23 protein-coding genes are annotated in these 26,558 nt (G+C 45.7%); all 23 read right to left on the reverse strand.

Features of this window, described 5'->3' with window-relative positions; translation table 11 throughout:
- Positions 1-473: 473 nt before the first annotated feature.
- The 23 genes from HZS52_RS20470 to HZS52_RS20580 all read right to left on the reverse strand — a co-directional run bounded on the left by HZS52_RS20470 (position 474) and on the right by HZS52_RS20580 (position 26,556).
- Complete coding sequence (locus HZS52_RS20470) at positions 474-1,508, reverse strand: IS110 family RNA-guided transposase (protein WP_190373528.1); 1,035 nt, start codon at positions 1,506-1,508, stop codon at positions 474-476.
- Positions 1,509-1,678: 170 nt separating this feature from the next.
- Positions 1,679-3,532, reverse strand: a complete 1,854-nt coding sequence (gene glmS, locus HZS52_RS20475; RefSeq protein WP_190373529.1) for a glutamine--fructose-6-phosphate transaminase (isomerizing) — start codon at positions 3,530-3,532, stop codon at positions 1,679-1,681.
- Between the two features lie 210 nt (positions 3,533-3,742).
- Entirely contained in the window at positions 3,743-4,003 is a 261-nt protein-coding gene (locus HZS52_RS20480) for a hypothetical protein (protein WP_190373530.1), read from the reverse strand.
- 11 nt (positions 4,004-4,014) lie between these two features.
- Positions 4,015-5,184: a hypothetical protein gene (locus tag HZS52_RS20485; RefSeq protein ID WP_190373531.1), complete on the reverse strand. Its 1,170-nt coding sequence runs from the start codon at positions 5,182-5,184 to the stop codon at positions 4,015-4,017.
- Positions 5,185-5,215: 31 nt separating this feature from the next.
- Positions 5,216-6,313, reverse strand: coding sequence for a class I SAM-dependent methyltransferase (locus HZS52_RS20490; protein ID WP_190373532.1), 1,098 nt, complete (start codon positions 6,311-6,313; stop codon positions 5,216-5,218).
- 22 nt (positions 6,314-6,335) lie between these two features.
- Positions 6,336-7,409, reverse strand: coding sequence for a DegT/DnrJ/EryC1/StrS family aminotransferase (locus tag HZS52_RS20495; RefSeq protein ID WP_317890271.1), 1,074 nt, complete (start codon positions 7,407-7,409; stop codon positions 6,336-6,338).
- Positions 7,410-7,414: 5 nt separating this feature from the next.
- Positions 7,415-7,993, reverse strand: a complete 579-nt coding sequence (gene wbpD, locus HZS52_RS20500) for a UDP-2-acetamido-3-amino-2,3-dideoxy-D-glucuronate N-acetyltransferase (RefSeq protein ID WP_190373533.1) — start codon at positions 7,991-7,993, stop codon at positions 7,415-7,417.
- 9 nt (positions 7,994-8,002) lie between these two features.
- Positions 8,003-8,950: a Gfo/Idh/MocA family oxidoreductase gene (locus HZS52_RS20505; protein WP_190373534.1), complete on the reverse strand. Its 948-nt coding sequence runs from the start codon at positions 8,948-8,950 to the stop codon at positions 8,003-8,005.
- Positions 8,951-8,967: 17 nt separating this feature from the next.
- Entirely contained in the window at positions 8,968-10,236 is a 1,269-nt protein-coding gene (gene tviB / locus HZS52_RS20510; protein ID WP_190373535.1) for a Vi polysaccharide biosynthesis UDP-N-acetylglucosamine C-6 dehydrogenase TviB, read from the reverse strand.
- Between the two features lie 60 nt (positions 10,237-10,296).
- Positions 10,297-11,397 (reverse strand): non-hydrolyzing UDP-N-acetylglucosamine 2-epimerase, encoded by a 1,101-nt coding sequence (gene wecB, locus HZS52_RS20515; protein ID WP_223827980.1) that lies wholly within the window; start codon positions 11,395-11,397, stop codon positions 10,297-10,299.
- 2 nt (positions 11,398-11,399) lie between these two features.
- Positions 11,400-14,510 (reverse strand): D-glucuronyl C5-epimerase family protein, encoded by a 3,111-nt coding sequence (locus tag HZS52_RS20520; RefSeq protein WP_190373537.1) that lies wholly within the window; start codon positions 14,508-14,510, stop codon positions 11,400-11,402.
- A gap of 110 nt (positions 14,511-14,620) precedes the next feature.
- Positions 14,621-16,480 carry a hypothetical protein gene (locus tag HZS52_RS20525; RefSeq protein ID WP_190373538.1) on the reverse strand — a complete coding sequence of 620 codons (1,860 nt, stop codon included), beginning with the start codon at positions 16,478-16,480 and terminating at the stop codon, positions 14,621-14,623.
- Positions 16,477-17,721 carry a coiled-coil domain-containing protein gene (locus HZS52_RS20530; RefSeq protein WP_190373539.1) on the reverse strand — a complete coding sequence of 415 codons (1,245 nt, stop codon included), beginning with the start codon at positions 17,719-17,721 and terminating at the stop codon, positions 16,477-16,479. The genes HZS52_RS20525 and HZS52_RS20530 overlap by 4 nt, the downstream gene beginning before the upstream one ends.
- A 17-nt stretch (positions 17,722-17,738) precedes the next feature.
- Positions 17,739-18,287, reverse strand: coding sequence for a dTDP-4-dehydrorhamnose 3,5-epimerase (gene rfbC / locus HZS52_RS20535; RefSeq protein WP_190373540.1), 549 nt, complete (start codon positions 18,285-18,287; stop codon positions 17,739-17,741).
- 68 nt (positions 18,288-18,355) lie between these two features.
- A complete protein-coding gene (gene rfbA, locus HZS52_RS20540) occupies positions 18,356-19,270 on the reverse strand; it encodes a glucose-1-phosphate thymidylyltransferase RfbA (RefSeq protein ID WP_009288279.1) in 915 nt (304 codons plus the stop codon).
- An 82-nt stretch (positions 19,271-19,352) separates the two neighbouring features.
- The gene (rfbD, locus tag HZS52_RS20545; protein ID WP_190373541.1) at positions 19,353-20,288 is read right to left on the reverse strand and encodes a dTDP-4-dehydrorhamnose reductase; all 936 of its coding nucleotides are present in this window, start codon (positions 20,286-20,288) and stop codon (positions 19,353-19,355) included.
- Positions 20,285-20,638: a four helix bundle protein gene (locus HZS52_RS20550; protein WP_223827981.1), complete on the reverse strand. Its 354-nt coding sequence runs from the start codon at positions 20,636-20,638 to the stop codon at positions 20,285-20,287. The genes rfbD and HZS52_RS20550 overlap by 4 nt, the downstream gene beginning before the upstream one ends.
- 40 nt (positions 20,639-20,678) lie before the next feature.
- Positions 20,679-21,890, reverse strand: a complete 1,212-nt coding sequence (locus HZS52_RS20555) for a dTDP-glucose 4,6-dehydratase (RefSeq protein ID WP_190373542.1) — start codon at positions 21,888-21,890, stop codon at positions 20,679-20,681.
- A gap of 58 nt (positions 21,891-21,948) precedes the next feature.
- Complete coding sequence (locus tag HZS52_RS20560) at positions 21,949-22,857, reverse strand: ABC transporter ATP-binding protein (protein WP_190373543.1); 909 nt, start codon at positions 22,855-22,857, stop codon at positions 21,949-21,951.
- Between the two features lie 67 nt (positions 22,858-22,924).
- Positions 22,925-24,370: an MBL fold metallo-hydrolase RNA specificity domain-containing protein gene (locus HZS52_RS20565; protein ID WP_190373544.1), complete on the reverse strand. Its 1,446-nt coding sequence runs from the start codon at positions 24,368-24,370 to the stop codon at positions 22,925-22,927.
- A 403-nt stretch (positions 24,371-24,773) separates the two neighbouring features.
- Entirely contained in the window at positions 24,774-24,965 is a 192-nt protein-coding gene (locus HZS52_RS20570; protein WP_022519665.1) for a DUF2283 domain-containing protein, read from the reverse strand.
- On the reverse strand, positions 24,965-25,222 hold the full coding sequence (locus HZS52_RS20575; RefSeq protein WP_190373545.1) for a DUF4258 domain-containing protein: 258 nt from the start codon (positions 25,220-25,222) through the stop codon (positions 24,965-24,967). The genes HZS52_RS20570 and HZS52_RS20575 overlap by 1 nt, the downstream gene beginning before the upstream one ends.
- A 233-nt stretch (positions 25,223-25,455) precedes the next feature.
- On the reverse strand, positions 25,456-26,556 hold the full coding sequence (locus tag HZS52_RS20580; protein ID WP_190373546.1) for a KpsE/RkpR family capsule polysaccharide export protein: 1,101 nt from the start codon (positions 26,554-26,556) through the stop codon (positions 25,456-25,458).
- Positions 26,557-26,558: the final 2 nt, after the last annotated feature.

A 26,558-nucleotide genomic window follows, 5' to 3' on the forward strand; every position in this document is an offset into this window, starting at 1 on the left:
CCCACGCCAACAAAACCGACTTTATATCTAATGTCTCTTTTCTATATGGTATTTAAGCTAATGCCAAAAAGCGAGCCAACCCCGGCACCGCTTCGCGCTGCTTTCGCGCCGGGCCGCCGCTGCGGGTGCGCTGACGCTTACGCCGCGCGCTACGAAACCCACAAAATCAAGTGCGTGCTTAACGTAGCGCGTATATGGACTCCTCCTCGTCTGCAAGCACAAAAGGTCATAGCGGCACGGTCGACTGCTAGCGTATATCCGGTCTCGTAAAAGATGCCTAACGTGTGGGCATCGGACCTTAATGGGCTATTCGCACGTCGGGTACCCTCAGCGTAAACGAGCTCTATGGCTCTACGCGCTACACGGTATGGCCCGACGTCGGTTCGACCTGTTCGCCATCTCTCTTTTGGTGGTGCAGTCGGGGCGGTAGGAACACCGGTTAAAGGTTCAACATTGATGGTCGCGTCGCCTGCTTAAGCGGCGGCGGACAACTCAGGGTTATACGGGACCTCGTAACGTGTGACGGCCCACGCCATACGCGCTGTCTTATTGGCGAGAGCCACGATCGCCACGTTGCGATGTTTGCGCACGGCAAGGTGCTTGATCCACTGGCTGAGTCCGTCGTCTTTTTTCACCGCATAACGAAGGACGGCGCGGGCGCCATGTACCAGCAGCTTGCGTAAGTAACTATTGCCACGTTTACTGATCCCCAACAGGCGCTCTCGTCCGCCCGTGCTATGTTGACGCGGGGTCAGCCCTAACGAGGCGGCAAAGTCGCGTCCTCGCTTGTATATAGCGCCGTCACCCAGCACACCCGATAAGGCACTGGCGGTGATGGGGCCAATGCCGCGGAGGGTCATCAAGCGCTTGGCAACCGGGTCGGTGTTGGCATGCGTTTCAATGGCGGACGTTAACTGCGCAACACGCTCGTCTAAATAACGTAAGTCATCCGCTAAGTCGGCCAATAGGCGGCGAAAGCGGTCACTGAGCCCGTTGGTGGCATCCTCCAGCCAAAGAGGCAGCGCCCGCCGTAACTGCTGAATACCGGTGGGGGCAATAAACCCATACTCACCGATGAGGCCACGGATTTGATTGGCCTTCGCTGTGCGCTGGCTAATCAGCTCTTCACGGATCCGGTGGGTGGCCTGGCTGTCCTGTTGATCAACGGTTTTGACGGCCACGAAGCGCATCGTGGGACGGCCTAATGCTTCACAAATCGCTTCAGCATCTGCCCGATCATTTTTATTCGTTTTAACGTAAGGCTTCACGAATTGGGCCGCAATGAGCTTCACATGGTAGCCACGCGCTTGAAGTTCGCGCGCCCAATCATGCGCCGCTGCACATGCTTCCATGCCGATGGTGGCGCCTTGAGGAACGCGCCGACAGACAGCCTCCAGCCACTTGGCCCGGGTATATTTACCTCGCCATTGAGGCTTCTCATGCCGGTCAACGCCATGTACGTGAAAGACAGACTTTGCGATATCCACACCAACTCGGCTAATGTTCATATGGGCTTCTCCTGACTCTCAAGCTGATAGTTTTCCAACCACCTACCAGTATGGCGCACTGACGCCGGAGTAGGGTGAGGAGGAGTCCATCCCATTGGGTAACGAAGAACGCGAGTTCAGCGAGCGTTCGTAGGCACCCGCGGGTGGCGGCGGAACGACGCCCATGGGCACTACTCTACCGTCACACTCTTAGCAAGATTACGCGGCTTATCCACATCAGTACCTTTCACCAGCGCCACGTGGTAGGAAAGCAACTGAAGCGCTACCACATGCAAGACCGGCGAAAGCAGGCCGTAATGCTCTGGCATCATCAGCACATTGACGCCTTCAGAGGACTTCACGGCACTGTCGCCATCGGCAAACACATACAGCTGGCCGCCACGGGCGCTGACTTCCTGCATGTTGGCTTTTAACTTCTCCAACATCTCGTCGTTGGGGGCCACCACGACGACGGGCATTTCTGCATCGACCAACGCCAAGGGGCCATGCTTCAGCTCACCCGCTGGGTAAGCTTCGGCATGAATGTAGGAGATCTCTTTAAGCTTAAGCGCCCCTTCCAATGCAATGGGGTAATGCCGCCCACGGCCTAAGAACAGCGCATGATGTTTATTAGCAAAGTGCTTCGCCCAGGCTTCAATGCTGGGTTCAAGCGCAAGCACTTTATCTACCGCAATGGGAAGATGACGCAACTCATCCAGATAGGCTTTTTCATCTGCTTCACTTAAGCGTTGGTTGGCTTTGGCAAGCAGCAGAGTAAGCAGGAACAGCGCGCTTAGCTGAGTGGTGAATGCCTTGGTAGAGGCAACGCCAATTTCCGGCCCAGCGCGAGTGATAAATCGCAGCGCTGTTTCACGCACAATGGCGGATTCCGGGACGTTGCAGATCGCTAAGGTATGGGTATGGCCTAACGATTTAGCGTGATGCAGCGCCGCCAGCGTATCCGCCGTTTCACCCGACTGTGAGATAACCACCACCAGCTGTTTAGGATTAGCGACGCTTTGGCGGTAACGGTACTCGCTGGCGATTTCGACGTTGCAAGGAATGCCCGCCACTTGCTCAATCCAGTACTTGGCGGTCATGCCCGCATAGCTGGAAGTGCCGCAGGCCAGGATCAGCACGGCTTCTACCTGGTCGAAAATATCAGCGGCTTCCGCACCGAAGATGCCCGGATGCAGTTGCCCTGCCCCGCTAATCATTTCCAGGGTGTTGCTAAGGGCCTGGGGCTGCTCGAAGATTTCCTTCTGCATGAAGTGGCTGTAGTCACCCAGCTCTACCGCATTAGCGCTTAGGTTTGAAGTAATGACCTTACGCTCGACCGGTTGGCCAATACCATCAACGACAACCACCGCTTCGCGGCTTAATCGAGCCACATCACCATTTTCCAAATACATCATGCGTTTGGTAACAGAGAGCAGCGCAGAAGCATCAGACGCAGCGTAATAGCCATCATCCGCAACGCCCAGCATTAGCGGCGAACCTTCACGGGCAACCACTAAGCAGTCCGGCTCTTCTTCACTGATCACTGCCAGGGCAAAGGCACCTTTCAGGTGTTCAACCGCGCACTGCACGGCAGAAAAGAGGTTTTCAGCGGGCTCTCCAATTTGGCCTTTAAAGCAGGCCTGAATCAGGTGGGCGATGGTTTCGGTGTCAGTATCTGATGTGAACTCATACCCCAAGCCCTGTAGCTGAATGCGCAACGCTTCGTAGTTTTCGATAATGCCGTTATGCACTACCGCCAACCCGCCGGAGATATGCGGGTGGGCATTACGTTCTGCCGGTACGCCGTGAGTGGCCCAACGGGTGTGGGCAATACCCAAATGACCACTTAGCGACTTTTTCTTCACTAAAGCGGCCAATTCAGCCACACGGCCTTTAGAGCGGGCACGCTGCAAACCACTGCTGTGCTCACCCGATAGCAACGCCAATCCTGCTGAATCGTAACCGCGATACTCCAATGTAGATAAGCCTTCCAAAAGAAAGGCGGTGCTATCCTTTGCGCCAATCGCGCCAACAATTCCGCACATAAGTATTCCTACAATTATTGATTAAAAATTACTAAAGCAGAAAAATACAGCTTATTCCAGACAGAATAAAAGCAAACAAAACACCAACCCTAACGATACAATGTCTTACACATAACCATAACGTAGGGTGATATTCGCCCATCAACACACACACTGCTCAGAAATCATGAAAAACACGACTTTAATGAAAAACTAACATTAAATAATTAATCATTTCCGCTCTTCAGGCAAAGAAAAATCCAAGCCAAACTCATTTTCTGGCGACTTAGTCTTGACATTTGAAGTAGCAGCATGAGGTTTGCATTTCGCCTCTAACTCACGCACTTGACGTTTTAGACCATCATTTTCCTTTAGAAGACTACTAATTTTCGCTGCTAGTTCAGCTCTCTCATTTGCTTGAATATGAACCAACTCCTCCAAACGCTTTTTAAGAGCGCCGACTTCACTTTCATCATTAACTTTACTAGTCATAAAAACTCACGTTAGAGATTATTCAAGAAATCAAGGCGATCATTTTTAGAGAACTCTAAAGTCACATCATCATAAACATTAGTAGATGTTATATACTTTTCAAAGGCAGTGACATTATCGCTCACCTTAACATCAACGTCGAAAAGCCCAAGGTCTTTTAATCGGAAAGACAACATACCCAACAAATAATCATCACCATTCAACTTCAAATCGAAACCATGAACAGGCTTGACTGGGAGAAATCCTGTTTTGCCTATAATTTTATTTTTCATGATTCCATCTAACGATTTATTTGCACCCATTCCTTCCCATAAATCAAAATCCATAAACTCTAGCAGTTCTCTTCTGAGCACACGCCCCAAGCCAATTGTTTCGCCAACCCTGTGCGGTTGACTTTGTTGTTCATTAGAAGCGCCATAACCTTTCCAATAAATTGTTTTTTGGCTAGAGAAATCATGCAAATAACAATCTTGAAAACCTAAAAAAAGAGCACCTTTAGACACCTGCTTAGAATAAAATCTAAATGTGTCTTCACATATAAAATCATCTGAACCTAAAACCACTAATGCATCAAAAGCAAATGAGCGTGCATAGTTAAGCCCAGCTTGCCATTTATCAGATAATGGCTGGTTAGGGTACTCCAAATAATGAACACCATATTCCTCGCAAATACTGCGACTAATTTCACCTTCCGAACCCACAGCAATTATTTGAATATCGATATCGGGGCTGAGTTTTTTCCCCAACTCCTCATAGTAAGAAAAAAACAAACGGCTTAACTCATGCCTTTTCCAGACACAAGTCAAGATTAACAATTTAACTTTATTCTCAGATACTTGCCGACCGTTTTGTTTTAAAAAATTTATCAAAGACCCATCACTTTGAGAAAAATGATTACTAATTAAACATGAATTAATAAAGCTAAGTGTGTGCCATAGTGAGAAAGTTTGAATATTTTTTTGCCTATTGAAATCAAGAAAAGAAGCTGTAATTTCTGCTACATCTTCCCATGAATCAACTGCCGTAGGTGAACGACTAATCGTTCTCGCCATAATAATATAAAGCAGTGCATCGCCAGGTGTTTTTTTAAGGCAGTTTCTACATATATCAAAACTGCGAAAAAAATTTCCACTCTTAAGTGCCATTTCCGCTTGGTTAGCAGAAACAATATCAAATCGCATTATTTATAGCCAACCTTTTAGGACTGAATATTCATTTCAACTTACCAAATGCAAGATAAATAGTAGAGTACCCTTTGAGAATAACACTCTTCACTTCTAATTTGGAGAATAGGTGATTATATCTATCGTACACTTCGTCTTCATCTAAAAAAAAACGCACATGCCCAAAAGAATCAAAATTAGGAACAGAAAAAACTACAGAAGCTCTACTTGGCATACTACCTAAAAGATCCAAATCCTTCTCTATGTGTTCCAGCACCTCAAGCAATATATATACATCAGCAGCATTTTTAGTTAATAAGGAAGAAGAAAAAGCATTGCCTTCTATAAACTCAACCCCCTTTGTTCTATTTTTTGCCTGAGAAATGGCAACAGAACTATAGTCAAACCCTGTATAATTAAGATTAGGCAAGCGTTTAATTGCATACTCAGCAAACTGACCTGGCCCACAACCTATATCAACCACGCTTTTAAACTTTTTTTCGTTTAAAATATTAAGCACTTTATCCCAAACTGATACATAAACTGAGTCGCTTGAATTAGATGCATATTTTTCTGAACTCTCATAAACAGCATCATAAAAGCGATGAGAAACTTCAATTGAAAATTCTACAGTGGCTTCGTACTCAAGTTCATACTGAATAGCAAACGCAGACAGAGGTACATTTTTTTCAGATGACTCCGCCAAATAAATAGCAGAAGTTATGATACTACGAGCAGAATTGACATAACCTTGTTTGCGAAGAATATCTGCTGCAAAGCTAGCAAAAGCAATTGAAGTAGAATACTCTTTATCGCTCTTCACAACATCCCAAATACATTTCTCGGCTTTACACCAATTTTTCCTATCCCTATAAAAAGCGGCTAAAACATATAAAACCTTACTATTGAATACACCAATTTCTACTGCTTTTTCTAACAATTGTATTGCTTCTTTTAGACGATGCTGGTTTCTCAAGGCTTGAGATTTAGCCACAATAAAATTGATTGTTACATTCTGAAAGCCTAACAGATCATGGTAAGTATCTTCAACTTTAGAATACTCCCCATTATCCAGATAGCCTTTAGCCAACTTCATCAATGAGTCAGTGTTAATATATCCCTTTTTTCTATCGTTCTTATTGTTCATAAAATACTCAGAAAGAAAATGACTAAAAAGCTGCAACAATACTTATTTGATCTTGAGTAGACAAGTAAGGATGCATTGGTAAACTCATTACCTGTTTAGCGATTTCATCACCAATGGGCAGGTTAACCGTATCGTCCTTCACTGCGGGTTGCTTGTTTAAAGGAATCGGATAGTGAACTGCAGTCGGTACACCAGCTTCTTTCATTTTCCCTAAGACTTTTTCACGGTCTTCGACAAGAATAGTATATTGCGCCCAGGCTGAAACACACCGTTCATCAACATAAGGCGTGCTAACAATACCTGCATCGTTAAGTAAACGCGTATAGGAAGTAGCAACTTGATTGCGTTTTATGATCTCATCAGCAAAAATCTCAAGCTTGGGTAGCAGTATAGCTGCCTGTAGTGTATCCAAGCGACTATTTACGCCAACACGCACATGATGATAACGCTTATCCTGGCCATGGCGCGCTATCTGACGAAGCAGTCTCGCTAAGTCTTCATCATTCGTGAAAATAGCACCACCATCACCATAACAGCCTAAAGGTTTACTAGGGAAAAAACTCGTGCATGCTATTGTACTGAGATTGCAGGATTTTTTGCCATTGTAGCTAGCGCCAAAGCTCTGAGCAGCATCTTCGATTACAGGAATGCCATGTTTTTCAGCAATCGCATTGATCGCATCAAAGTCCGCACACTGCCCATACAATGATACCGGTATAATAGCTTTAGTACGCGGCGTAATTGCCGCCTCCAATTGGGCGGGATCAAGGTTGTAGGTATTTGGGTCAATATCCACATAGACTGGCTTAGCGCCTAATAAGGCAACCGTTTCTGCTGTTGCAATATAAGTAAAGCCTGGGGTGATTACTTCATCACCAGGGCCTATACCTAATGCCATCTGTGCAATCTGCAGCGCATCGGTACCATTAGCACATGTTATGCAATACTTAGCACCCGTAAATGCAGCTAATTTATTCTCAAGTTCAGAGACTTCAGGGCCAAGAATATAATTACCATGCGCAAGTACTTTCTGGATATTGGCGTCTATTTTATCTTTGATGCGCTCTTGCTGGGCAGCCAAGTCAATAAATTGCATGATAATCAATCACTTTTAGTTAAAGTTTTGCCATTAAGATGATAAACCTTACCCGTATGAGGGCAGGCGACTTCTGCTTGGCCTTCCAATGGCAAATCCAATTGCTCACCATACTCACTCATCCAGCCAATTTGCCGCGCAGGTACGCCTACCATTAATGCATAAGCCGGGACATCCTTATTAATGACAGCGCCAGCACCAATAAAGGAATACTCACCAATGGTAACCCCGCATACTATGGTGCAATTGGCACCCAAAGTGGCACCTTTTTTTACCAAAGTATCACGATACTCACTTTTACGTTCAATCAGTGAGCGAGGGTTATAAACATTGGTAAACACCATGCTAGGGCCACAAAAAACACCTTCTTCAAGGTGAACGTTGTCATAAACTGAAACGTTATTCTGAATTTTGCAGTTATCGCCTATTGTGACCTTATTGCCAACAAAAGCATTTTGGCCAAGGGAAACCCCCCTACCGATTCTAGCGCCAGCACACACATGCACGAAGTGCCAAACTCGGGAGCCTTCACCTATCTGGGCACCTTCATCAACGATTGCAGATTCATGTACTTGATAATCCATGCGTTGCTCCTAGATGAGTTTTCTTAGAAAAGCATGTGCCTCATTTTCAGCAGGAGCCTCAGGCTGAGCTGTTCGAATATGGTGTACGGTCTCAACGCAGTGCCTAGCATCTTCAATACCATAACCGCGGCCAGCAAGAATCTCCTGATAGCTAATTGTATGAAGATCTGTGAACCCAGCGGAAAATTCTATTTGCTCACCTTCACAGCTTATATTACGGAACGTGGTTTGCTTGCCTTTTACTTCGTCGGGTAGGTCATTCGCGTCTATTGATAAAAACCATGGAACCCTGGCTTTTTCATACTCTAAGTAGCCACATGCTTTATAGTCGTTAGCATAATGCAGGACATTTTTCTCTAACTTACCAAAAATAAAATGCAGCATATCAAAAAAGTGAACACCAATATTAGTAGCCACACCAAACGACTTGCGCGGATCACCCTTCCAGCTTTCCATATACCATTTCCCGCGTGAAGTAATATAGGTTAAATCTACCTGATATTTTTCACTGCGATTTTCATGCGCTACTTTTTCTTTAAGCTTCAAAATAGCTTCATGGTGCCGTAATTGTAAAATATTATAAACACGCTGGCCCGTTTCTTTCTCTACTTCAGCTAGTTCATCCAGGAGTTCAGGTGTCGGCACTAGCGGCTTTTCGCAAATAACATCACACCCCAACCTAAGGCCAGCTGCAATATGTGAATGGTGCAAATAGTTGGGAGAGCAAACAGCCACATAGTCCAATGCAGTTGATGGATTACGTTTCAAACGGTAGGCATGCTCTTGAAATCGCTCAAATTCAGTAAAAAACTCGCTATCAGGAGAAATACTGTCGATGATACCTACGGAGTCATTAGTATCGTAGCCGATACTTAAATTATGGCCCAACTCTTTAATCGCTTTCATATGACGGGGGGCGATATAACCAGCAGCACCGATTAAAGCAAAATTTCTCATATTAAATACCTGCTCCATTATAAGCGTAGATCTGATTCATTCTTAGTAAGCACATGCTTCACATCATAGAGAACATGTTTCTCTTTACCAAAAGAGCGTATTTTTTCGGCCCCCCATTCTTTAAAGTCAGAGTGGTCAACAGCCAGAACAATGGCATCGTACACGCCTTCAATTAAATCAGCTTCAAGTTTAAGGCCATACTCTTCTTGAACTTCTTCAGGCTCCGCCCATGGATCATAGACGTCCACATTCATATTAAAACTTTCTAGCTCTTTAACCATATCGATAATCTTGGTATTACGCACATCAGGGCAATCACCTTTAAAGGTAAAACCCAGAACCAGCACACGAGCTTCATCAATATGAATTTTTTTACGGCTAACAGCTTTAACTAATTGCGTAGCTGTATATTGCCCCATGCCATCGTTAATACGCCGCCCCGCTAGAATCACTTCAGGTTGATACCCAACTTCCTTGGCTTTATAGGTAAGATAATAAGGATCAACACTGATACAATGCCCTCCAACCAAACCCGGCTTAAAAGGTAAGAAATTCCACTTGGTTCCAGCAGCCTCCAACACTTCTTGACTATCAATACCTAAAATATTAAATATTTTGGCAAATTCATTAATAATGGCGATGTTCAAATCACGCTGTGTATTTTCAATCACTTTCGCAGCCTCCGCCACCTTGATGGAGCTAGCAAGGTGTGTACCTGCAGAAATAATAGATGAATAGAGCTCATCAACAAACTTAGCTATCTCAGGCGTAGAGCCCGATGTGATCTTTTTAATTTTTGTTAGTGTATTAACTTTATCACCTGGATTTATTCGCTCAGGACTATAACCAGCATAAAAATCCTCATTAAATTTCAGCCCTGAACCTTTTTCGATTACAGGGATACACACTTCTTCTGTAGCACCAGGATAAACAGTGGATTCATAAATCACCACATCACCTTTCTTTATCACAGTTGCTAGCATAGCTGAAGCTTTGCGCAATGGATTAAGGTCAGGGGCATTGTTATCATCAATAGGTGTAGGCACCGTTACAATATAGACATTACAATTCTCAAGTTCTTTTACGTCACTATAAAACTGTAATTGTGAAGCTTTTTTCAACTCTTCACTCGAAACTTCTAATGTAAAATCGTATCCTTTATTAAGATCAGTAATTCGCTTTTGATTAATATCAAATCCTATAGTATTTCTTTTCTTACCAAACTCTACTGCAAGCGGCAGCCCAACGTAACCTAAACCAATTATGGCAATATTGACAGTATTCATAAAACGTCCTGGCTTTATGTTAAATTCAAAATCGAGAGATTAAAATATCAATTCAATAATTTAAGAATTATTGATTAAATTTCTTTTCAGAGAGTCAAAAATAATCTTTGAAGCTTTCCCATCACCATACAAATTCATATTGTGCTCAATTTTCAAAAACTCATTTGTTTCTTTAAAGGCATGTAGTATGCTGTTTTTTTCTGCCCCCACAAGTCTATTTGCTCCACTTTCAACTAATTCTGTCCACTCCGTCTCATCTCGCATTGTAATGCAAGGTTTTATAAAAAAATAAGCTTCTTTTTGAAGTCCACCACTATCTGTCATAACTAAAGAACAATTTTTAATCAGCCAAATCATGTTCAAATAACCAACGGGGTCAATTATTGTTAGAAAGTTAATATCAAGGTTTCTTTCACGAATAATTTTTCTAGTACGAGGATGTAATGGTAAGACAACTTGATTAGTAGCAGCAATCTCATTAAGTGCTGAGATAATATTTGTTAAACGATCTATATTATCTGTATTTTCCGCTCTATGGATAGTACAAAGAATAAAATTATCATCGATTTCAACCCCGGATGGTTTTACAGCCAAATCTTTGTAAAATACTGCGCCATCCTTCATTACATCACCAGAAAAAACCAATTCTGAATTATTTTTCCAATTATAAATACCTTCTTTTTTCAAGTTATCAACAGCTATCGAAGTTGGACAGAATAAGAGAGTGCTTATACGGTCAGTTAAAATTCGATTGATTTCTTCTGGCATAGACATGTTGAAAGAGCGTAGCCCCGCTTCAACATGAGCGACTTTGATATTTAATTTAGAAGCAGATATGGCCCCAGCTAAGGTTGAATTAGTATCCCCATAAGTCAATACATAATCAGGCTTTTCTTGAAGCAAAATTTCTTCAATTTTCTCAATCATTTGTCCTGTCATGGCACCATGAGAATTACCGCCTATACCTAAAGAATAATTAGGCTTTGGTATATGCATTTCTTCAAAAAAAACATTACTCATATTCGAATCATAGTGCTGTCCAGTATGAACAATAACTTCTGTTACTTCTTCACCAAGTTTTGCTTGATGAAGAAACTCTCTACTGACAGAACCTGCTTTAATAAACTGTGGGCGAGCCCCTAGAATTGTCACAATTTTCATTATCAATCCTTGTTTGATTTTGACTTGTAAGCCACTGTAGAAATATTTTCAATCTTTTGGTACTCGGAGAATGGCCATTGCTTAGTATAAGCAAGCCACCTGTCTCTCCAAAAGGCAATTCTTTCAGAATCGTAGAATTCAAGCAGTTTGCTTAATCCATTTACATGTATGAAGTGATAAACATTAAAGTGTAAATCATTGATTTTTTTACCAAAAGGAACAGGTTTTTTCAACCAAGGGTGGAATATTTCTTTATCTAAGAAAACGGAATAAAGTGACAAACCATTATCTTGTCTCTTTAACTCAAAGGAAAAGACATCATTCGCATATTTAGAGATCGGATGAGGGTATTTCACATCGTACTCTGGGACAAATGTTTGCATATACACATTTCCATCAAAAACATCATTATCGTTTTTAAACTTTAAAGTCAACTCATCTGAGTTGACTTCATCAATAGCGCTCAATTCAAACGATATCTTCATTTTTTGATTCTTTTTCTTTATAGTTTTTTTATCACCTTTGTATATAAAGAAATTATCCTTTTTAGTTGTTTTTTTCTTAAAGTCATAACTTAAAACAGCTCCTCCTGACTTCACCTCAATAACATCTAGATCTAATGCATTATCTCTATCTGTGAATATTTCTACATAGGCATGAGATGTGAGTGAATATGCAGTATTTAACCTCTCAGGCATATCAAATTTCGAAAGTACATCCTCTAGTGTCTGCGCACTTCTATTGCAGATGTGCAAAATACGTTCATCATTATACTGTTTTGCATATTTGAACATTGAATTTAATGCTGTAAGCCATCCATTTAAAACGTACTTTGGCATATCAGATGGATATTCTTCAATAAAAACTCCATATTTATTTTCAAGAATCACTCCGCCATTCTCTACAGTTACAGTCATGCTTTTAGCAATTTTTTTTAAAATTCCAGAAGTATTAATATCAGAATAAATTTCATTTAAAATTGTTATTGATTCTAAATATCGACACTGAGTTAAGCCAGAATAAAAAGAGTGTCCGTATTTATTAACACCATCCCCTGGCTTGTAATAAAAGCACAAAGCACCATCGACATCTTCCATTCTTTCAGCGGCAGACTTAACAAGCATATGCGCCACCCTATAATAGCTATTATTTTTATTTTTATTTCCTAATGCGACCAGACGACTAATGAAATAAGCGCCATGCATTGGGTGAGCTACATATTTATCTTCGAAAATTTTTGAATTGTGTCGTGGATACCCATCTTCAAAAAAACCGTCAACTCTATAGAAAGTCCATAAATTACTATCAGACTCTATTACTTCATTTAATATTCTAACAATTTCGGACTCATCTAATTTTCTATCGCTATTTTCAAGTGTAGTTAATGTATTGTATTCATCTTTTATAGATATCGGATTTGATAACCGTCTATCCATAATTTTTAAAACTTCCTTAAAGGATGCACCCCATGAGAACTTATAGAAATCAACTGGATTAACCTTAGGAGGATTTTTTATAATTTCTTTTAATGAATTAGTAAAGGAATTTGAATTATCCGCAACAAAATTTACCCCACACTTATACGAGCTTATAAATCCCTTAAGCTCTGGGGTATCACTAGCTAAAAATGGAACACCAGCTTTCAATGAATCAAATAGCTTATTAGGTAAAGCGATGTCGCCATTTTCATATCTCGGTAGCATAGACAAACAAGCAGTTGCCCCTACCATTAGTTCCCAAGCTTCGTCTGCATCAACATATGGGTGAAAATAAATTCGTTTTTCAACACCTAATTGATAAGCCCTCTCCATTATATTTTTCAACTCCACATTAGATTCGGGAGTATCATTCGTTACAAGGCAGTAGACTAAATCATCTATTTCAGTCATTGCATCTAATGGTAAACCAACTCTTCTTTGTTTAGTAATACCGCCTGAATAAATAATTAGCGGAGTAGTATCATTCAGTTCTAACCAACTCCTAATATTTTGATGCATCACCTTGTTAGGTATGTTTTTTTCTACATTACTATTATATACGACAATAGGTATTAAACCATATTTGTCGTTTAGTAACTTGGCAAGACCAGGACTAACCGTCACTGATCCATCAATATGATCAACGCTACCCGCTTCATCTTTAATAAAAAACTGCTTCCTTTCTTCTATTGGGAATTCAACTCCAGATACATATTCATGAAAATCATGAATCCAAGAAACAGTATTCATACAATACAATTGATTTAAACTAAGTTTCAGCGATTTACCAATAGCAATACTATGCATGTCGTGTGTATAAATAAGAGCATCTTCATCAACTTTCTTGCCCATGAAATAACTGATTAAACTTAATGAAAATGACGCAAAGAAAAGCTGCTGAACCCGATACTTGTTTTCCCAATCAGGCAATGCTCTTATTAGGTCATTATTATTAACTTTTATATTTTCTAACACAAAGTAAGATACTTTATCTTTATCATAAACCCCAGTTTCTTCAAATTCATTTTTAACATCGTAACCAAAAACACAACTATTTTCACAGTATTCGTAAATTGAGTTTGCTGCTTTTATAACTCTTGCATCTCCGACAGCTTTATTAAAAACCAAACTACTTATGAAGTTTTTGCTTTTAACTTTATTTTCAAAGTCCTTTTTCAACTCATTACTATCTAACAAATCAACAGCTTTAATCACCCCCTTCAATATAGCCATTTTCTTTACATAATTACTAATATTAATCTCACTATATATTTTCTTATTTTTATAGAAACTTAGCATTGCATTTAAGAACGTCTCAAATTCAGCAAGCTCTTTTTTCTTAAAACCAGCACACACTCTAAAAATTAACGAGATTACCTCACAATAACTATTTAGAACATTTAACTCAGCCACCTCACTATTATTGTCTTCGAAGTGTTCTAAAAAAAGCAAAGCATTATATTTAGCAACGTGCAGATCATCTGGTTTTTTTAATAGCAATAGTTTAGCTAAAATTTCTAAGTTTGCACCTCGCCTCTTTGCACTTAACAGAACTTCATCAATTTTGAGGTAATTCTCTTCTAATGACAGTGAATGTATTTCTAAAAACTCACGACCTGTTGAAGTTAGTTTCATATCATTTATCCTTAAATGTTATACCTTATATATCAATTAAAAAACATTGAACAACAACAAGCTCAATTTTTAATTTCCTACCTACCAACTACGAAAACTTAGAATTAACTTCAGTCCTTGAATTTGAAAGCACCGAGAAAATTGTAAACATCAGGATCTCTTTCTTGAGAGCTTATCAACATACTCCAAAAACTTTCAATCTCACACTCTTCCATTGAGTCTAATTTTTCTACAACGACATCTAAAGCTTGGGTAGGTAAGTACTGAAGTAGCTGTGTAAGCGCGATCTTACAGCCGAGCTCTTTGTCAGCTAAATTGGAACCAATTATAACTAAAACACTAGCCTCTTCTGGCAACCATTGATTAATTCTTTTTAATATATCTTCAGTACTGTAAAAAAGAGTCACCCTCCCTTGATACTGATACTCAATCCAAGGCGAGTGAACTACGTTTACGATTTGGGAGCAACGATTAATTTCTAAACTATTTTTTAACATTTTGCATCGTGACTTTTGGTGCTCAATGCTAATAATAGAAGTCGGTAGATCATGTTCCGAGGGTGTAACGATATCATTATGCTGTTCTGCCAGCATATGCTGGGATCGGTACCCTTGGGAGTTTACCTCCGATTTTGCTAGTAACTCCGTGGCGGCTGCACTACCAAACACTACCACCACATCGTAGCGTTGCGAATGATACTGCTCTAATAAAGCTAGAGCGTAACCCGGATCTAGCTCTGTGCTTACTGGTTTCTGACCATGATGAAGATAGTGGGTCAGCGCCCGTTCATCGCGTTGCTTATGGGCCAGTCTAGTCACATGCTGCCCAAGCGCATTGCTGGTCTGCTGAATATAGCTACGCTGTTCTCTTAATAGCGATTCCAGCTTGCCTTCCATTTTACTTTCCAGCGCTTCGAAACGGCTTTGGATAACTTTCTGATTCTGCTGCTGGGAAACCAACTCCTCACGGAGCTGCGTGATGGTGCTTTCTTTCTCACTCAACTGTTGTTTGAGCGTGGCACCTTCTTTGCTGGCGTTCTCCGCTTGTAAGGTTTTCTCATCGCGCTGCTTTGTTAACTCTTCAAGTTGTACTCGTGTTTCACGAAGCGTTTCATCTACTTCGCTAAATTGCTGTTTGAGTGTGGCACACTCTTTACTGACGCTCTCCGCCTGTATTGTTTTCTCATCAAGCTGCTTCGTGCTCTGTTTGAGCTGTGCATCTGTCTCACGCAATGCTGCAGCTGCTTCGCTAAGCTGATTGGCATTCTCTTTTAGAAGTTTTTCGTATTCTGAAAGTTTCTTTTTGAGACTGTCACACTCTTGCTTGAGCGCATCCGCTTCTTCTTGTGCGGCTTTTAACGGTACGTGTAGCGCGTTACGTTTGAATTCAAACAGTATAAATTCCGGGTCTTCACTGCTAGCAGGGTCAATATTCTCTGCGCTAGTATCAAAACCATACTGCTGGCACCAAGCGATTAACTCGGCCTGAGTTGGCATACTTTCATAAAGGCTGACTGGACTGGTGCGCACAAAAAGCTCTTCGAGGTTATCTAACATGCCTTCTTCTTGCCACGCTTGCAGTAGTGACAAGGCCTGCTCGGGTTGCTCCAGAACCAAGTGGGTCATTAACGTACCCGATGGGCAATGCTCACTTATCAGTTCATTTAGCGGCTGTGTTTCCACTGGTTTTCGCTGTGTTTCAGCAACTCCGGGATATAGCGATTTAAGCCCCGACGCGGGCGATAAGCTATCAAATCCAGGCACGTTGTAGCTATAGCGCGTAGCTTCCCCTGCCTGTGGAGCAACTGCGGCGCTAACATGTTTCAAAACCTCCTGCATGCCTTTGAGCGTTGTACGCTCGGGCATGGGCGTGATAACAAGCGAAGGAAGAGCAATATGCTTAAGAAGGGCTTCGCTCTCCTGGCGCATCGGCCCAATGTGTATAAGCCGCGGTTTTACTGGAGCGTTCATGTAGGCGACTCCTGTGTTTTACGCTGCTCGTTAATGCCATCACGCAAATAATGCAGTAGCGGGTGATGGCCAGAGGCAGCTACATCAGGATATGTCACCACATAAAACTCCGTATTAAACCGGGGGCCTGGGTTACGTCCTTCAATCGCGCCGAACTTTATGAAGTGTTCAGCAGGGTTAATATTGGCTTCGGCAATATCTTTGTACTGCGTAAGATACCAATCGGCATCAAATAGTTCGCTTTGCTCTAACAAGTCGACTAGCTCTTTTAATGCTTGGTTATCGCGACCTTTGTAAACGGCGGCAGACTGACGGCGAGCATGAGCTCGCAGCCAGGTCATGATACCTTTCAACCTTTTACCTTCTGATTCGCCGATTCCCGATTTGAGTTCTATATAAGCTTCTTCCAGTGCTTCTTGAACAATGTGTAATTGTGTCAATAACAGCTCATTTTCTTCCTGGGCGCTATCGCGCTCATCAACCATTTTTCTAAGCTGCTGTTCGGTTTGTTGGCTTGAAGCTGCATTGTTTGCTTGATGTTGAGCTACTTCCAATGCTTTCTGTACGCTATTTAGTTGAGTGAGTAATAGCTTGCTCTCTTCCATCGCTCTATCACGCTCATTAGTTAGCACTTTAAGCTGCTGCTTTGCGTGATGGCTTTCTTTCGCGCTTTGTAGAGCCGAACGCACGGTTTCGCTTGTTTGCTCAGTGGAAGCACTACAGGCATGACTACTTGCGCTGAGGAAAGCCAACTCGTCTTGTAGCTCAGCATCTTCAGCAACTAACTGTGCTGCGGCTAGGCGGTAGAGCGGCGTGGCTTCAGGCAGACGCTTTACTGCAGCTTCGGCTTGCAGAATCACATCGGTAATGTTGTCGGGCAGCTCGTCTGAAAGCGTGAGCGTTTCTCCCGGTGCCATGCCTAATAATGTTAGTTGGCTGCGGTGGCGACGAAATAGTTTTAGTAGCCGTTTAGCCATGTCTTTCCACTGTGCAAGAGAGCCGTCAATAGGTTCTTCTCGCGCTAGGCAATCGGCAATGAAGCCAGTTGGCTTGGGCCATATCAGCACGGCCTCTGGCTTGCTTTCTTGCTGCAACCAATTACTGAGAACTTCAAACTGACTGGTGGAATGTGCTTCCAACGTTAGCGCGCCCACATCTTCAGGTGCTTGTTGCAGCGCAGAGAGCGTCATTGGCGTATGTTCTGGCAACGCAAAAAGGCCAAGATAGATTACCCGTGGCATCGTGTATTGGCTCCTTGTTATGTAAATTGTGGGGCTTCGTTAAGCGGCACACCATCGGCATCTTTATCTGACACCTGGGGCGCTTTGCCCTCTACTAGCGGCCACTCAATCGCAAGATGGGGGTCATTCCAGCTAATGCTCACTTCGTTACCAGGCGCGTAGTAATCCGTACATTTGTACTGGAACTCGGCTTTTTCGCTGGTCACGTAAAAGCCGTGGGCAAACCCAGGTGGCACCCATAGCAACTGCTTGTTCTCTTCGCTTAAGGTTACCCCTACCCACTGGCCGAACGTCGGTGAACTCTTGCGCATATCAACGGCGACATCGAATACTTCCCCTTGGGTAACGCGTACTAGCTTTCCCTGGGGCTGCTTATATTGGTAGTGCAGGCCCCGCAAAATACCTTGAACGGACTTGCTGTGGTTGTCCTGAACGAACTGGTAGTTACCACAGTGGATTTCAAATTCGCTTTGACGAAAGGTTTCCATGAAGAAGCCCCGCTCGTCGCCAAATACTTTGGGAGTGAGCAGGACTAGATCGGGAATGGCGAGTTTTTCGTAGTGCATAGATAGCTCGTGAAAGGTGAAGAGTTAGGTGTGAGGCGTTAAAAGCGAGGAGCAAGACTCCTCCCTCCTCACGTTTTACCCTTCACTTTTAAAAGGCGTTGGAGATATAGGCCGTACTGGGTTTTGGCGAGGGGCTTGGCGAGTGTGGCTAAGCGGTCGTCATCGATCCAGCCGTGTTGCCAGGCGATCTCTTCCAGGCAGGCGATTTTGAGGCCTTGACGGTGCTCAATGGTTTGCACGTATTGGCTGGCTTCCAGCAGGCTGTCGTGAGTGCCTGTATCTAGCCAGGCAAAGCCGCGGCCCAAGCGTTCAACGCGCAGGTCGCCACGCTCTAAATAGGCGTTATTGACGCTGGTGATTTCCAGCTCGCCACGTTCGGAAGGCTCTACGGCTTTGGCAATTTCAACGACATCGTTATCGTAGAAGTACAGGCCGGTAACGGCATACGCCGATTTGGGTTTTTGTGGCTTTTCTTCGATGGAGATCGCGTTGCCGTTTTCGTTAAACTCCACCACGCCAAAGCGCTCTGGGTCTTTAACCAGGTAACCAAATACGGTGGCACCGCTAGCCTGCTGGCTAGCTCGCTTTAGTTGGTCTGAAAAGTGCTGGCCATGAAAGATATTGTCGCCTAGCACCAGGCAGACGGGGCTTTCGCCAATAAACTCTTCACCGATAATAAATGCTTGGGCGAGGCCATCCGGGCTTGGTTGTTCGGCGTACTGCAGGCTGATACCAAAATCTTCACCGTTGCCGAGTAGGTTCTGGTATTGGGGGAGGTCTTCTGGCGTGGAAATAATCAGTATTTCACGAATGCCCGCTAGCATGAGCACCGAGATCGGATAGTAGATCATCGGCTTGTCGTAGATGGGTAGGAGCTGCTTGGATACACCGCGGGTAATGGGGTGCAGCCGAGTGCCGGAGCCACCGGCTAGAATAATGCCCTTTCTTTGTGAAGGGTTAGGTGTGAGGTGTGAGGTGGTCATGGTCTATCATCCGTGATGAAACAAGTAGTAGTTGTGAGGAGTGAGGGGTGAGGTGGGAGGTCTACTCCTCACATTTCACCCCTCACTCCTCACAGCATTCTGCAAGCGTTAGCGCTAGCTGGTGTTGCCAAACCGGTAATGTGACACCAAGCGCGGCCTCAAGTTTAGTCAGGCGCATACGTGAGTTGAGCGGGCGCTGGGCGGGGGTTGGAAATTCCACGGTGGGTATGCCACTCACGGTGCCGGATTGGATCGCTAACTCTTCGCCAAGTGCCTGTACTTGCTTGAAAATCTCGCTGGCGAAACCGTGCCAGCTGGTTTCCCCTCTTGGCGCCAGGTGGTAGATGCCTGATGTTATGTGAGGGGTGAGGGGTGAATTGTGAGGCGTGAACGCTAGCGCGGTGACTTGGGCGATTAGGCGTGCGGGTGTGGGCGCGCCTATTTGGTCGTTAACGATGCTCAGTGCGTCGCGCTCGCGGCCCAGACGCAACATGGTTTTCATAAAGTTATTGCCGCGGGCGGCGTATACCCAGCTGGTGCGGAAAATTAGATGCTGGCAACCACTTTGGGTAACCGCTTGGTCGCCTTCCAGCTTGGTTTGGCCATATACGCTCAGCGGTGCCGTGGGGCTGTCTTCCTGCCAAGGTGTTTCACCATCCCCTGGGTAGACGTAATCAGTAGAGTAGTGCACCAGCGGAATATTGTGCTTGGCCGCATACTCGGCTAATTGTGCTGGCAGCTCGGCATTGAGGCGTTTGGCTTGCTCTGGTTCGCTTTCGGCTTTATCAACCGCTGTGTAAGCGCCGGCGTTGAGGATCAACGCCGGCTGGTGTTCAGCCAAGTAGGCGTCTACTGCATTGGCATCTGTTAAATCAAGTTCATGCCGTGTAGGGGCTAACACATTACCGAATAGGGAAAATTGGCGTTGTAGCTCAAAGCCGACCTGGCCGTTTGATCCGGTGATGAAAATAGTGAGGGGTGAAGCGTGAGGTGTGAGGTGTGCATGTTCAGATGTCATAGTGAAGCCTTTAAATGCCTGATCAGCCCGCCTAGCTGTGAAAATACAGAGTTAATCGCTAGTTCCAGTGCTGAAATATCATCCATATACCCTAAGCGTTGGGCAATTTGACATTGAGTTTCAAGTTCACTGAGCGAACCACGTGCTATATGCAAAAATCTTAAAAAGTCGGGCTTACTGCCACGAGCCGCGCCTTCGGCTATATTGCTTGGCACAGATACAGCAGCACGTTGCATTTGGCTAGCTAGCCCATATCGCTCAACTGAAGGAAAGGATGAGGTCATTGAGTAAATAGCGACAACGAGATCCATTGCTTCTTGCCATACCCGCAGTTGCTGATGCTTTCTCACAACTCTTCCCCTTACCACTAACAAGCGAAGCGCTTACTCCTCACAAACTACCTAGCCGTTGGCCTTGGTAGCTGCCGTCTTGGACGCGTTTCCACCAGGTTTCGTTGGCGAGGTACCACTGCACGGTTTTGCGTAGACCGGTTTCAAAGGTTTCTTCTGGTACCCAGCCTAGCTCGCGTTCGATTTTGCTGGCGTCGATGGCGTAGCGGAGGTCGTGGCCGGGGCGGTCGGTGACGAAGGTAATTAAATCTTTGTGTGAGCGCTTCGCTTGAGAGGGGTGAGCGCCCTGCGGGCTTGTGAGGGGTAAGGAGGATCCCCTCACTCCTAACTCCTCACCCCTCACTCCTCCCCCCTCACCTAGCACCCATTCATCCAGGATTTCGCAAATCGCTTCTACGACCTCGATATTCGCCTTCTCATTGTGCCCGCCGATGTTGTAGGTCTCGCCTACTTGCCCTTCTGTGGCGACTTTGATCAATGCGCGGGCGTGGTCTTCTACATACAGCCAATCGCGGATCTGCTGGCCATTGCCGTACACCGGAAGCGGCTTACCGGCTAGGGCGTTGAGAATCATCAGCGGAATCAGCTTTTCCGGGAAATGGAACGGGCCGTAGTTGTTCGAGCAGTTGGTGACTAGCGTGGGCAGGCCATACGTACGCTGCCAGGCGCGTACCAAGTGGTCAGAACTGGCTTTACTGGCCGAATAAGGCGAACTGGGCGCATAGGGTGTCGTTTCTGTAAACAGTGAGGCGTGAGCGCGCTGCGCGCTTGTGAGGGGTGAGTTTTCCTCCTCACTCCTCGCTCCTGACTCCTCACATTCAGCCAGATCACCATAAACCTCATCCGTACTGATATGGTGGAATCGAAAAGCGTTGCGACGCTCGCCTTCCAAGCTATTCCAATAAGCGCGTGCGGCTTCCAGCAGTACGGCAGTGCCCACCACATTGGTTTGAATAAACTCTGCCGGGCCATCGATGGAGCGGTCTACGTGGCTCTCCGCCGCTAAGTGCATCACCACATCAGGCTGGTGCTGCTCGAACAGTTGTTGCATGGCCTGTGCATCGCAAATATCGGCCTGGGCAAAGGTGTAGCGCTCATTGGCTTCAACGCTTGCCAGGGATTCTAAATTGCCTGCATAGGTAAGTTTGTCTACGTTCACCACCTTATGGGCAGTGTTTTGAATAAGTTCCCGCACTACTGCAGAACCGATAAAGCCTGCGCCACCGGTAATTAAAAAGGTTTTGGTGTTCATAGTTCTCTTAATAGCCGATGTTAATGGGCTTTTCGCTGTGGCCTGATATCTTTAAACACTAGGCAGATTTGCGTTTTGCCTTGCGCTGCTGCTCTTCCAGCATTTCCAGGTGCTCGCGCGCAATTTTCGACGCTTTTACCGCCTTTTGAACTTCTTGATGAGCAATGGCAATGTCTTGCTGAGGCGCTTGGCGCTCTCGATAATCCTCTAGGTTTTCCTGTGCGGCTTTAAGCACCTGATGACATTCTTGCAGGTGTTTTCTGGCACTGGGCACATCGGTAGGCAGTGCGGTGCCGTCGTTTTTAGCATCTACATCAATATGGTAGGCAGCGATAGCTTCGTTTACGTCATCGTACCAGTGCGCAGTCCCGTGCTTTAAGTAAACACCGGCTTGGCATAAATCCTTCAAAATGCCTTCTGAGTGAGACACCATGATTAGCGATGACTGGCCCACTTTCGATTCGAATAGCTCTTTTGCTTTGGCTTTGAAAGATCTATCGCCAACGGCGGTGGCTTCATCGGAGATATAGACGTCGAAATCGAACGCTAAAGAGAGGCCAAACGAAATACGCGATCGCATGCCTGAAGAGTAGGTGCGGATCGGTTCGTCAAAGGCTTCGCCTATTTCAGCGAAGTCTTCGACAAATTTGATTATTCGCGCAACCTCTTCTGAGCCACTGCCCTGAACACGGGCTACGAATTTGACGTTTTGGCGACCGGTCATGTTGCTTTGCATACCGCCCGATAGCCCTACAGGCCAGGAAACGCGGGTGTGGCGAATGACTTCGCCGCGCTCTGGCGTATCCATACCGGCAATTAAACGCAGCAGCGTGGATTTACCCGCACCGTTGGCACCAATCAAGCCGACACTCACCCCTTTGGGGATCGTGAGGTTGATGTCTTTAAGCACCCAATCGCTGCCGTGGTGGTTGTGGTAGCGTTTGTAGAGATTTTTGATTTCAATCATTGGTTTTTTGGTGAAGGGTAAGGGGTTAGCGCTTCGCTTGTGAGGGGGAACACCTCACTGCTATCAGCTAACTCCTTACCGTTACACTTCTGCCTTTGCGTTTATAGAGGCTTTCGAGTTCAGCTTTGAGCGCTGCGCGGGCGGTTTGTTCGCCGTGTACCAGGCGGATGGTTTGGGGCCAGCGGCGCATGCGTTTTACGAAGTTGAGCAGGTCTTTTTGGTCGGCGTGGGCTGAATAGCCGCTGATGGAGGTTACGCCTGCCTTTATATCAAATCGTTCGCCGTCGATGTTTACCCAGCCGCCCTGTGGGCCGTATTGCTGTATGTCCCGCCCGGGGGTGCCTGCGCCTTGGTAGCCCACAAACAGCACTTGGTGGCGTTCATCGCCGAGCATGGCTTTTAGGTAGTTCATGATTCGCCCGCCTGCACACATGCCGCTGGCGGCAATGACTAGCGCCGGTCGGCCTGTTTTGGCCAGGTACTCAACGGTTTGCTCGTGCTCTGCATGGCTATCCACGGTGTAGATATTGGCGAAGTTGAGTGGATGACGGCCACTGCGCAGGCGCCCTTGGGCTTCTTTATCCCAGTAGGGTTTTAGCTCGCGATAAACCTTTGTAAAACGCGCGGCTAGCGGTGAGTCGACAATGATTTCCAGTGACTGCCACTGCGGTGAGCGCGTTTGATGGATAATGGTTTCTAGCTCGTAGAGCAGCTCTTGGGTGCGGCCGATACTGAACGCAGGCACCATCACCGTGCCACCGCTAGCGAGTGCTTGCTCTACGGCGGCTTTTAGGGTGGCGCGGCGCTGGCGGCGGTCTGGGTGTTGGCGGTTGCCATAGGTGCTTTCGAGTACCAGTTGGTCGCAGCCGTAGGGGGATTTAGGCGCAGGTAGTAGCGGTGCGTATGGGGCGCCTAAATCGCCGGAGAATACGATGCGCTCTTTTTCACTGGTCTCAACATCCTGGTAGCTCACTTCAACGTAGCTGGAACCTAGAATATGCCCTGCCCGTTTTAGTTTTACCCGTGTGGTGCCTGTGCCTATCTCTGCGTTTTCAGTCGTGCTTGCGCTAGCGCCGGTGTGACCGCTTACTTCGCTTACCCTACCTATGTTGTGCCATTTGCCGTAGGGCACGCTCACGATTTGCTTTTCGAGCTGCGCTTGAAAGCGCTCGATCAGTTGGGCATTGCGGGTGAAGCCAATTTTTAGCGCGTCTTCAATCACCAGGGGCAGCAGCCTGGCCGTGGGGATCGAGCAGATAATCGGGCCGGCGAAACCCGCCGCCAGTAAGTAAGGCAGCCTGCCCACGTGGTCAATATGGACGTGGGTAATGATGAGCGCCTTAACGGTGCTGATATCGAATTCAATTTGCAGCTGCTCGAAGCTATCTTCCACGGCGTCTTCCCCTTGGAAGAGGCCACAATCCACCAGTAGGGATTCGTGTCGATTGAGTAGCAGTTGGTGACAGCTGCCAGTTACCCCAGTGGCCCCGCCGTGGTGAATTATTTCGAGCATTGGTAAACCGTTAGTGGTGAATTGTGAGGTGTGAGGTGTGAGGTGTGAGGCGTGAATCGTGAATCGTGAATCGTGAATCGTGAATCGTGAATCGTGAATCGTGAATCGTGAATCGTGAATCGTGAATCGTGAATCGTGAATCGTGAATCGTGAATCGTGAACAGTTTGGTGTCGGCGCAATCGTGTGAATAGCGCGGAGCGGTGCCGGGAGTTGGCTATGTGCCGTTGGGCGTCGTTCCGACGCCTTTCGCGGGTGCCCACGAACGCTCGCTGAACTCGCTTTCTCGTTACCACGCGCTACGGGTCGTGCTTCCACAATGTTCTGTGCATGCGTGATTTAGTAGCGCGTGGTAAGCCTCAGGCGCACCCGCGAGAGCAGCGCGGAGCGGTGCCGGGGGTTGGGTTACGCTGCTTGGCTCTTTAAGAGCGGCCATGCCCCCTGCTTAGAAGCGTCAAGGATGACAATTTCAGTAATTGTGCCATCTTCCGCGTAACTAATATGCGTATTCCAGTCTTGAGAAATTTCTTTAACCGTACGTTTATCTGAAAGATGCAAAACTAGAATGTCATCCGCTTCATCGTAGGTTGTACGCATTACTTATCCTCCCACTCAAAGTGATGCATAACGGTTTTGACAACCAGTTTGTCTTCTAAGACAGCTGCGATAGACAAAAGGTTGTCTTGGCGACTTTCAACATGTATCGCTATCCAAAACCGCGTAGCATCTTTGTACTTTACTGTTCCCCGCTCTATCAATTCTAGCAGTTCACTTTCTGTGATATTTCGAGTAGCCATGCGCTCACGGGCATGGCGTGTTATGTAAATATCTACCTTGAAACGGTGACTGTACATATTCTCAAACTACATACTTAGTTTGGACAACTGAATCGACACCCGCGATCGCATGCCGGGGTTGGTTACGTGCCGTTGGGCGTCGTTCCGACGCCTCCCTCGGGTGCCTCGTTTGCTCGTTCCTCGCAGACTCGTTACCACGCGCTACAAAAATGTGAATCGTGAGTGGTAAATGGTGAATCGTTTCGTACCCTTCACCCTTCACCCTTCACCCTTCACCCTTCACCCCAACCTTAATCGCGGTGATCTTTGATGATCATCATCAGCATGCTGAAGATAAAGGCTAGGAAGATGGTGATGATGGCGAATACGCTGCTGTTGTAGAGCCGATTGGGTTCTGTGGGGTACTCCGGGAATAGCGGGCTTTGCAGCACGCTTACCTGCTTGAGCTGGCGGGCAGCTTCTAAGCGGGTGTTTTCTAACGCAGCCAGCGCACTTGAGTAGGTTTCCTGAGCAAACTGTGCCTGCAGTTCTAGTGTTTCATATTGCGCTGACACACTGTTGAGCGAGTCGCCTGAAGCTTGGGCGATTCGATCACGCTGCTCAATAATTTGGTCGCGCAATGCCGTGATATTACGCTCGACTTGGCGCAATTCAGAAGACTGGGAGCTTTGGAAGCTGGCTAATGCGCTGCGCTGCGCTTGCAGGCGGGCTAGATCAGCCTCAAGTGTTGCCACCACTTGGTTAATATTTTCCACCGTTGCGGTTGGTGAAACCAAACCATATTCGTTTTGGAATTCAAGCAGCTTGGCCCGGGTCTCTTCAAAGCGCTCTTCAAGTCGAACCATTTGCTGTTCTAAAAATTTCACCTGCTCATCTGCTAGACGGTGCCCCATTTCGTTCATATGGTCTTCACCTGCTTCCAGCAGCAGCGTAGCCACTTCATGGGCAAACTCTGGCGTATACGCCTGCACGTGGATATTGAGCACGCCTGCATACTCATCCAGCTCTACCTCTACCCGGCGCAAGTAGTATTGGTGCAAGTCTTCAATGGGGGCATCACGGTTAAGCAGTTTGGCGAAGATATCTCCATTCTCAGAATAGTGCTCACGCAGATTCAGCTTTTCGTCCAGTAAGCGCAGCATGTCTACAGAGAGTAAGTGTTCACGCAGCAGCAACAGGTCGTGGGTATTTCCCCCACCGCCACTGCCCATAATTGAAGATAGGCTAAATTCTGGCGTTGCTACCTGCGGGCTTTCTAACACTACGGTTGCGCGGGATACATAGCGATCTTCCGCCAATACAAACCAATAAAACGAGACCAAAGCTATCGCGACTATCGCCACGGCCCAGTGTGGCGATGTTTTTATAAAATGACGAAAAGAACGTTGCATAG

This window comes from Vreelandella titanicae (assembly GCF_014697095.1).
Taxonomy (GTDB): Bacteria; Pseudomonadota; Gammaproteobacteria; order Pseudomonadales; family Halomonadaceae; genus Vreelandella; species Vreelandella titanicae.

Bases quoted from the DNA above. Each gene is read 5' to 3' on its own strand.
- wbpD (WP_190373533.1), bottom strand. From the start codon at position 7,993: ATGGATTATCAAGTACATGAATCTGCAATCGTTGATGAAGGTGCCCAG.
- tviB (WP_190373535.1), bottom strand. From the start codon at position 10,236: ATGAATACTGTCAATATTGCCATAATTGGTTTAGGTTACGTTGGGCTG.
- rfbD (WP_190373541.1), bottom strand. From the start codon at position 20,288: ATGACATCTGAACATGCACACCTCACACCTCACGCTTCACCCCTCACT.
- HZS52_RS20575 (WP_190373545.1), bottom strand. From the start codon at position 25,222: ATGTACAGTCACCGTTTCAAGGTAGATATTTACATAACACGCCATGCC.
- HZS52_RS20570 (WP_022519665.1), bottom strand. From the start codon at position 24,965: ATGCGTACAACCTACGATGAAGCGGATGACATTCTAGTTTTGCATCTT.
- HZS52_RS20480 (WP_190373530.1), bottom strand. From the start codon at position 4,003: ATGACTAGTAAAGTTAATGATGAAAGTGAAGTCGGCGCTCTTAAAAAG.
- HZS52_RS20565 (WP_190373544.1), bottom strand. From the start codon at position 24,370: ATGCTCGAAATAATTCACCACGGCGGGGCCACTGGGGTAACTGGCAGC.
- rfbA (WP_009288279.1), bottom strand. From the start codon at position 19,270: ATGACCACCTCACACCTCACACCTAACCCTTCACAAAGAAAGGGCATT.
- HZS52_RS20485 (WP_190373531.1), bottom strand. From the start codon at position 5,184: ATGCGATTTGATATTGTTTCTGCTAACCAAGCGGAAATGGCACTTAAG.
- HZS52_RS20555 (WP_190373542.1), bottom strand. From the start codon at position 21,890: ATGAACACCAAAACCTTTTTAATTACCGGTGGCGCAGGCTTTATCGGT.
- HZS52_RS20530 (WP_190373539.1), bottom strand. From the start codon at position 17,721: ATGCCACGGGTAATCTATCTTGGCCTTTTTGCGTTGCCAGAACATACG.
- HZS52_RS20520 (WP_190373537.1), bottom strand. From the start codon at position 14,510: ATGAAACTAACTTCAACAGGTCGTGAGTTTTTAGAAATACATTCACTG.
- glmS (WP_190373529.1), bottom strand. From the start codon at position 3,532: ATGTGCGGAATTGTTGGCGCGATTGGCGCAAAGGATAGCACCGCCTTT.
- HZS52_RS20495 (WP_317890271.1), bottom strand. From the start codon at position 7,409: ATGCAATTTATTGACTTGGCTGCCCAGCAAGAGCGCATCAAAGATAAA.
- HZS52_RS20490 (WP_190373532.1), bottom strand. From the start codon at position 6,313: ATGAACAATAAGAACGATAGAAAAAAGGGATATATTAACACTGACTCA.
- HZS52_RS20525 (WP_190373538.1), bottom strand. From the start codon at position 16,480: ATGAACGCTCCAGTAAAACCGCGGCTTATACACATTGGGCCGATGCGC.
- HZS52_RS20505 (WP_190373534.1), bottom strand. From the start codon at position 8,950: ATGAGAAATTTTGCTTTAATCGGTGCTGCTGGTTATATCGCCCCCCGT.
- HZS52_RS20560 (WP_190373543.1), bottom strand. From the start codon at position 22,857: ATGATTGAAATCAAAAATCTCTACAAACGCTACCACAACCACCACGGC.
- HZS52_RS20580 (WP_190373546.1), bottom strand. From the start codon at position 26,556: ATGCAACGTTCTTTTCGTCATTTTATAAAAACATCGCCACACTGGGCC.
- wecB (WP_223827980.1), bottom strand. From the start codon at position 11,397: ATGAAAATTGTGACAATTCTAGGGGCTCGCCCACAGTTTATTAAAGCA.
- HZS52_RS20470 (WP_190373528.1), bottom strand. From the start codon at position 1,508: ATGAACATTAGCCGAGTTGGTGTGGATATCGCAAAGTCTGTCTTTCAC.
- rfbC (WP_190373540.1), bottom strand. From the start codon at position 18,287: ATGCACTACGAAAAACTCGCCATTCCCGATCTAGTCCTGCTCACTCCC.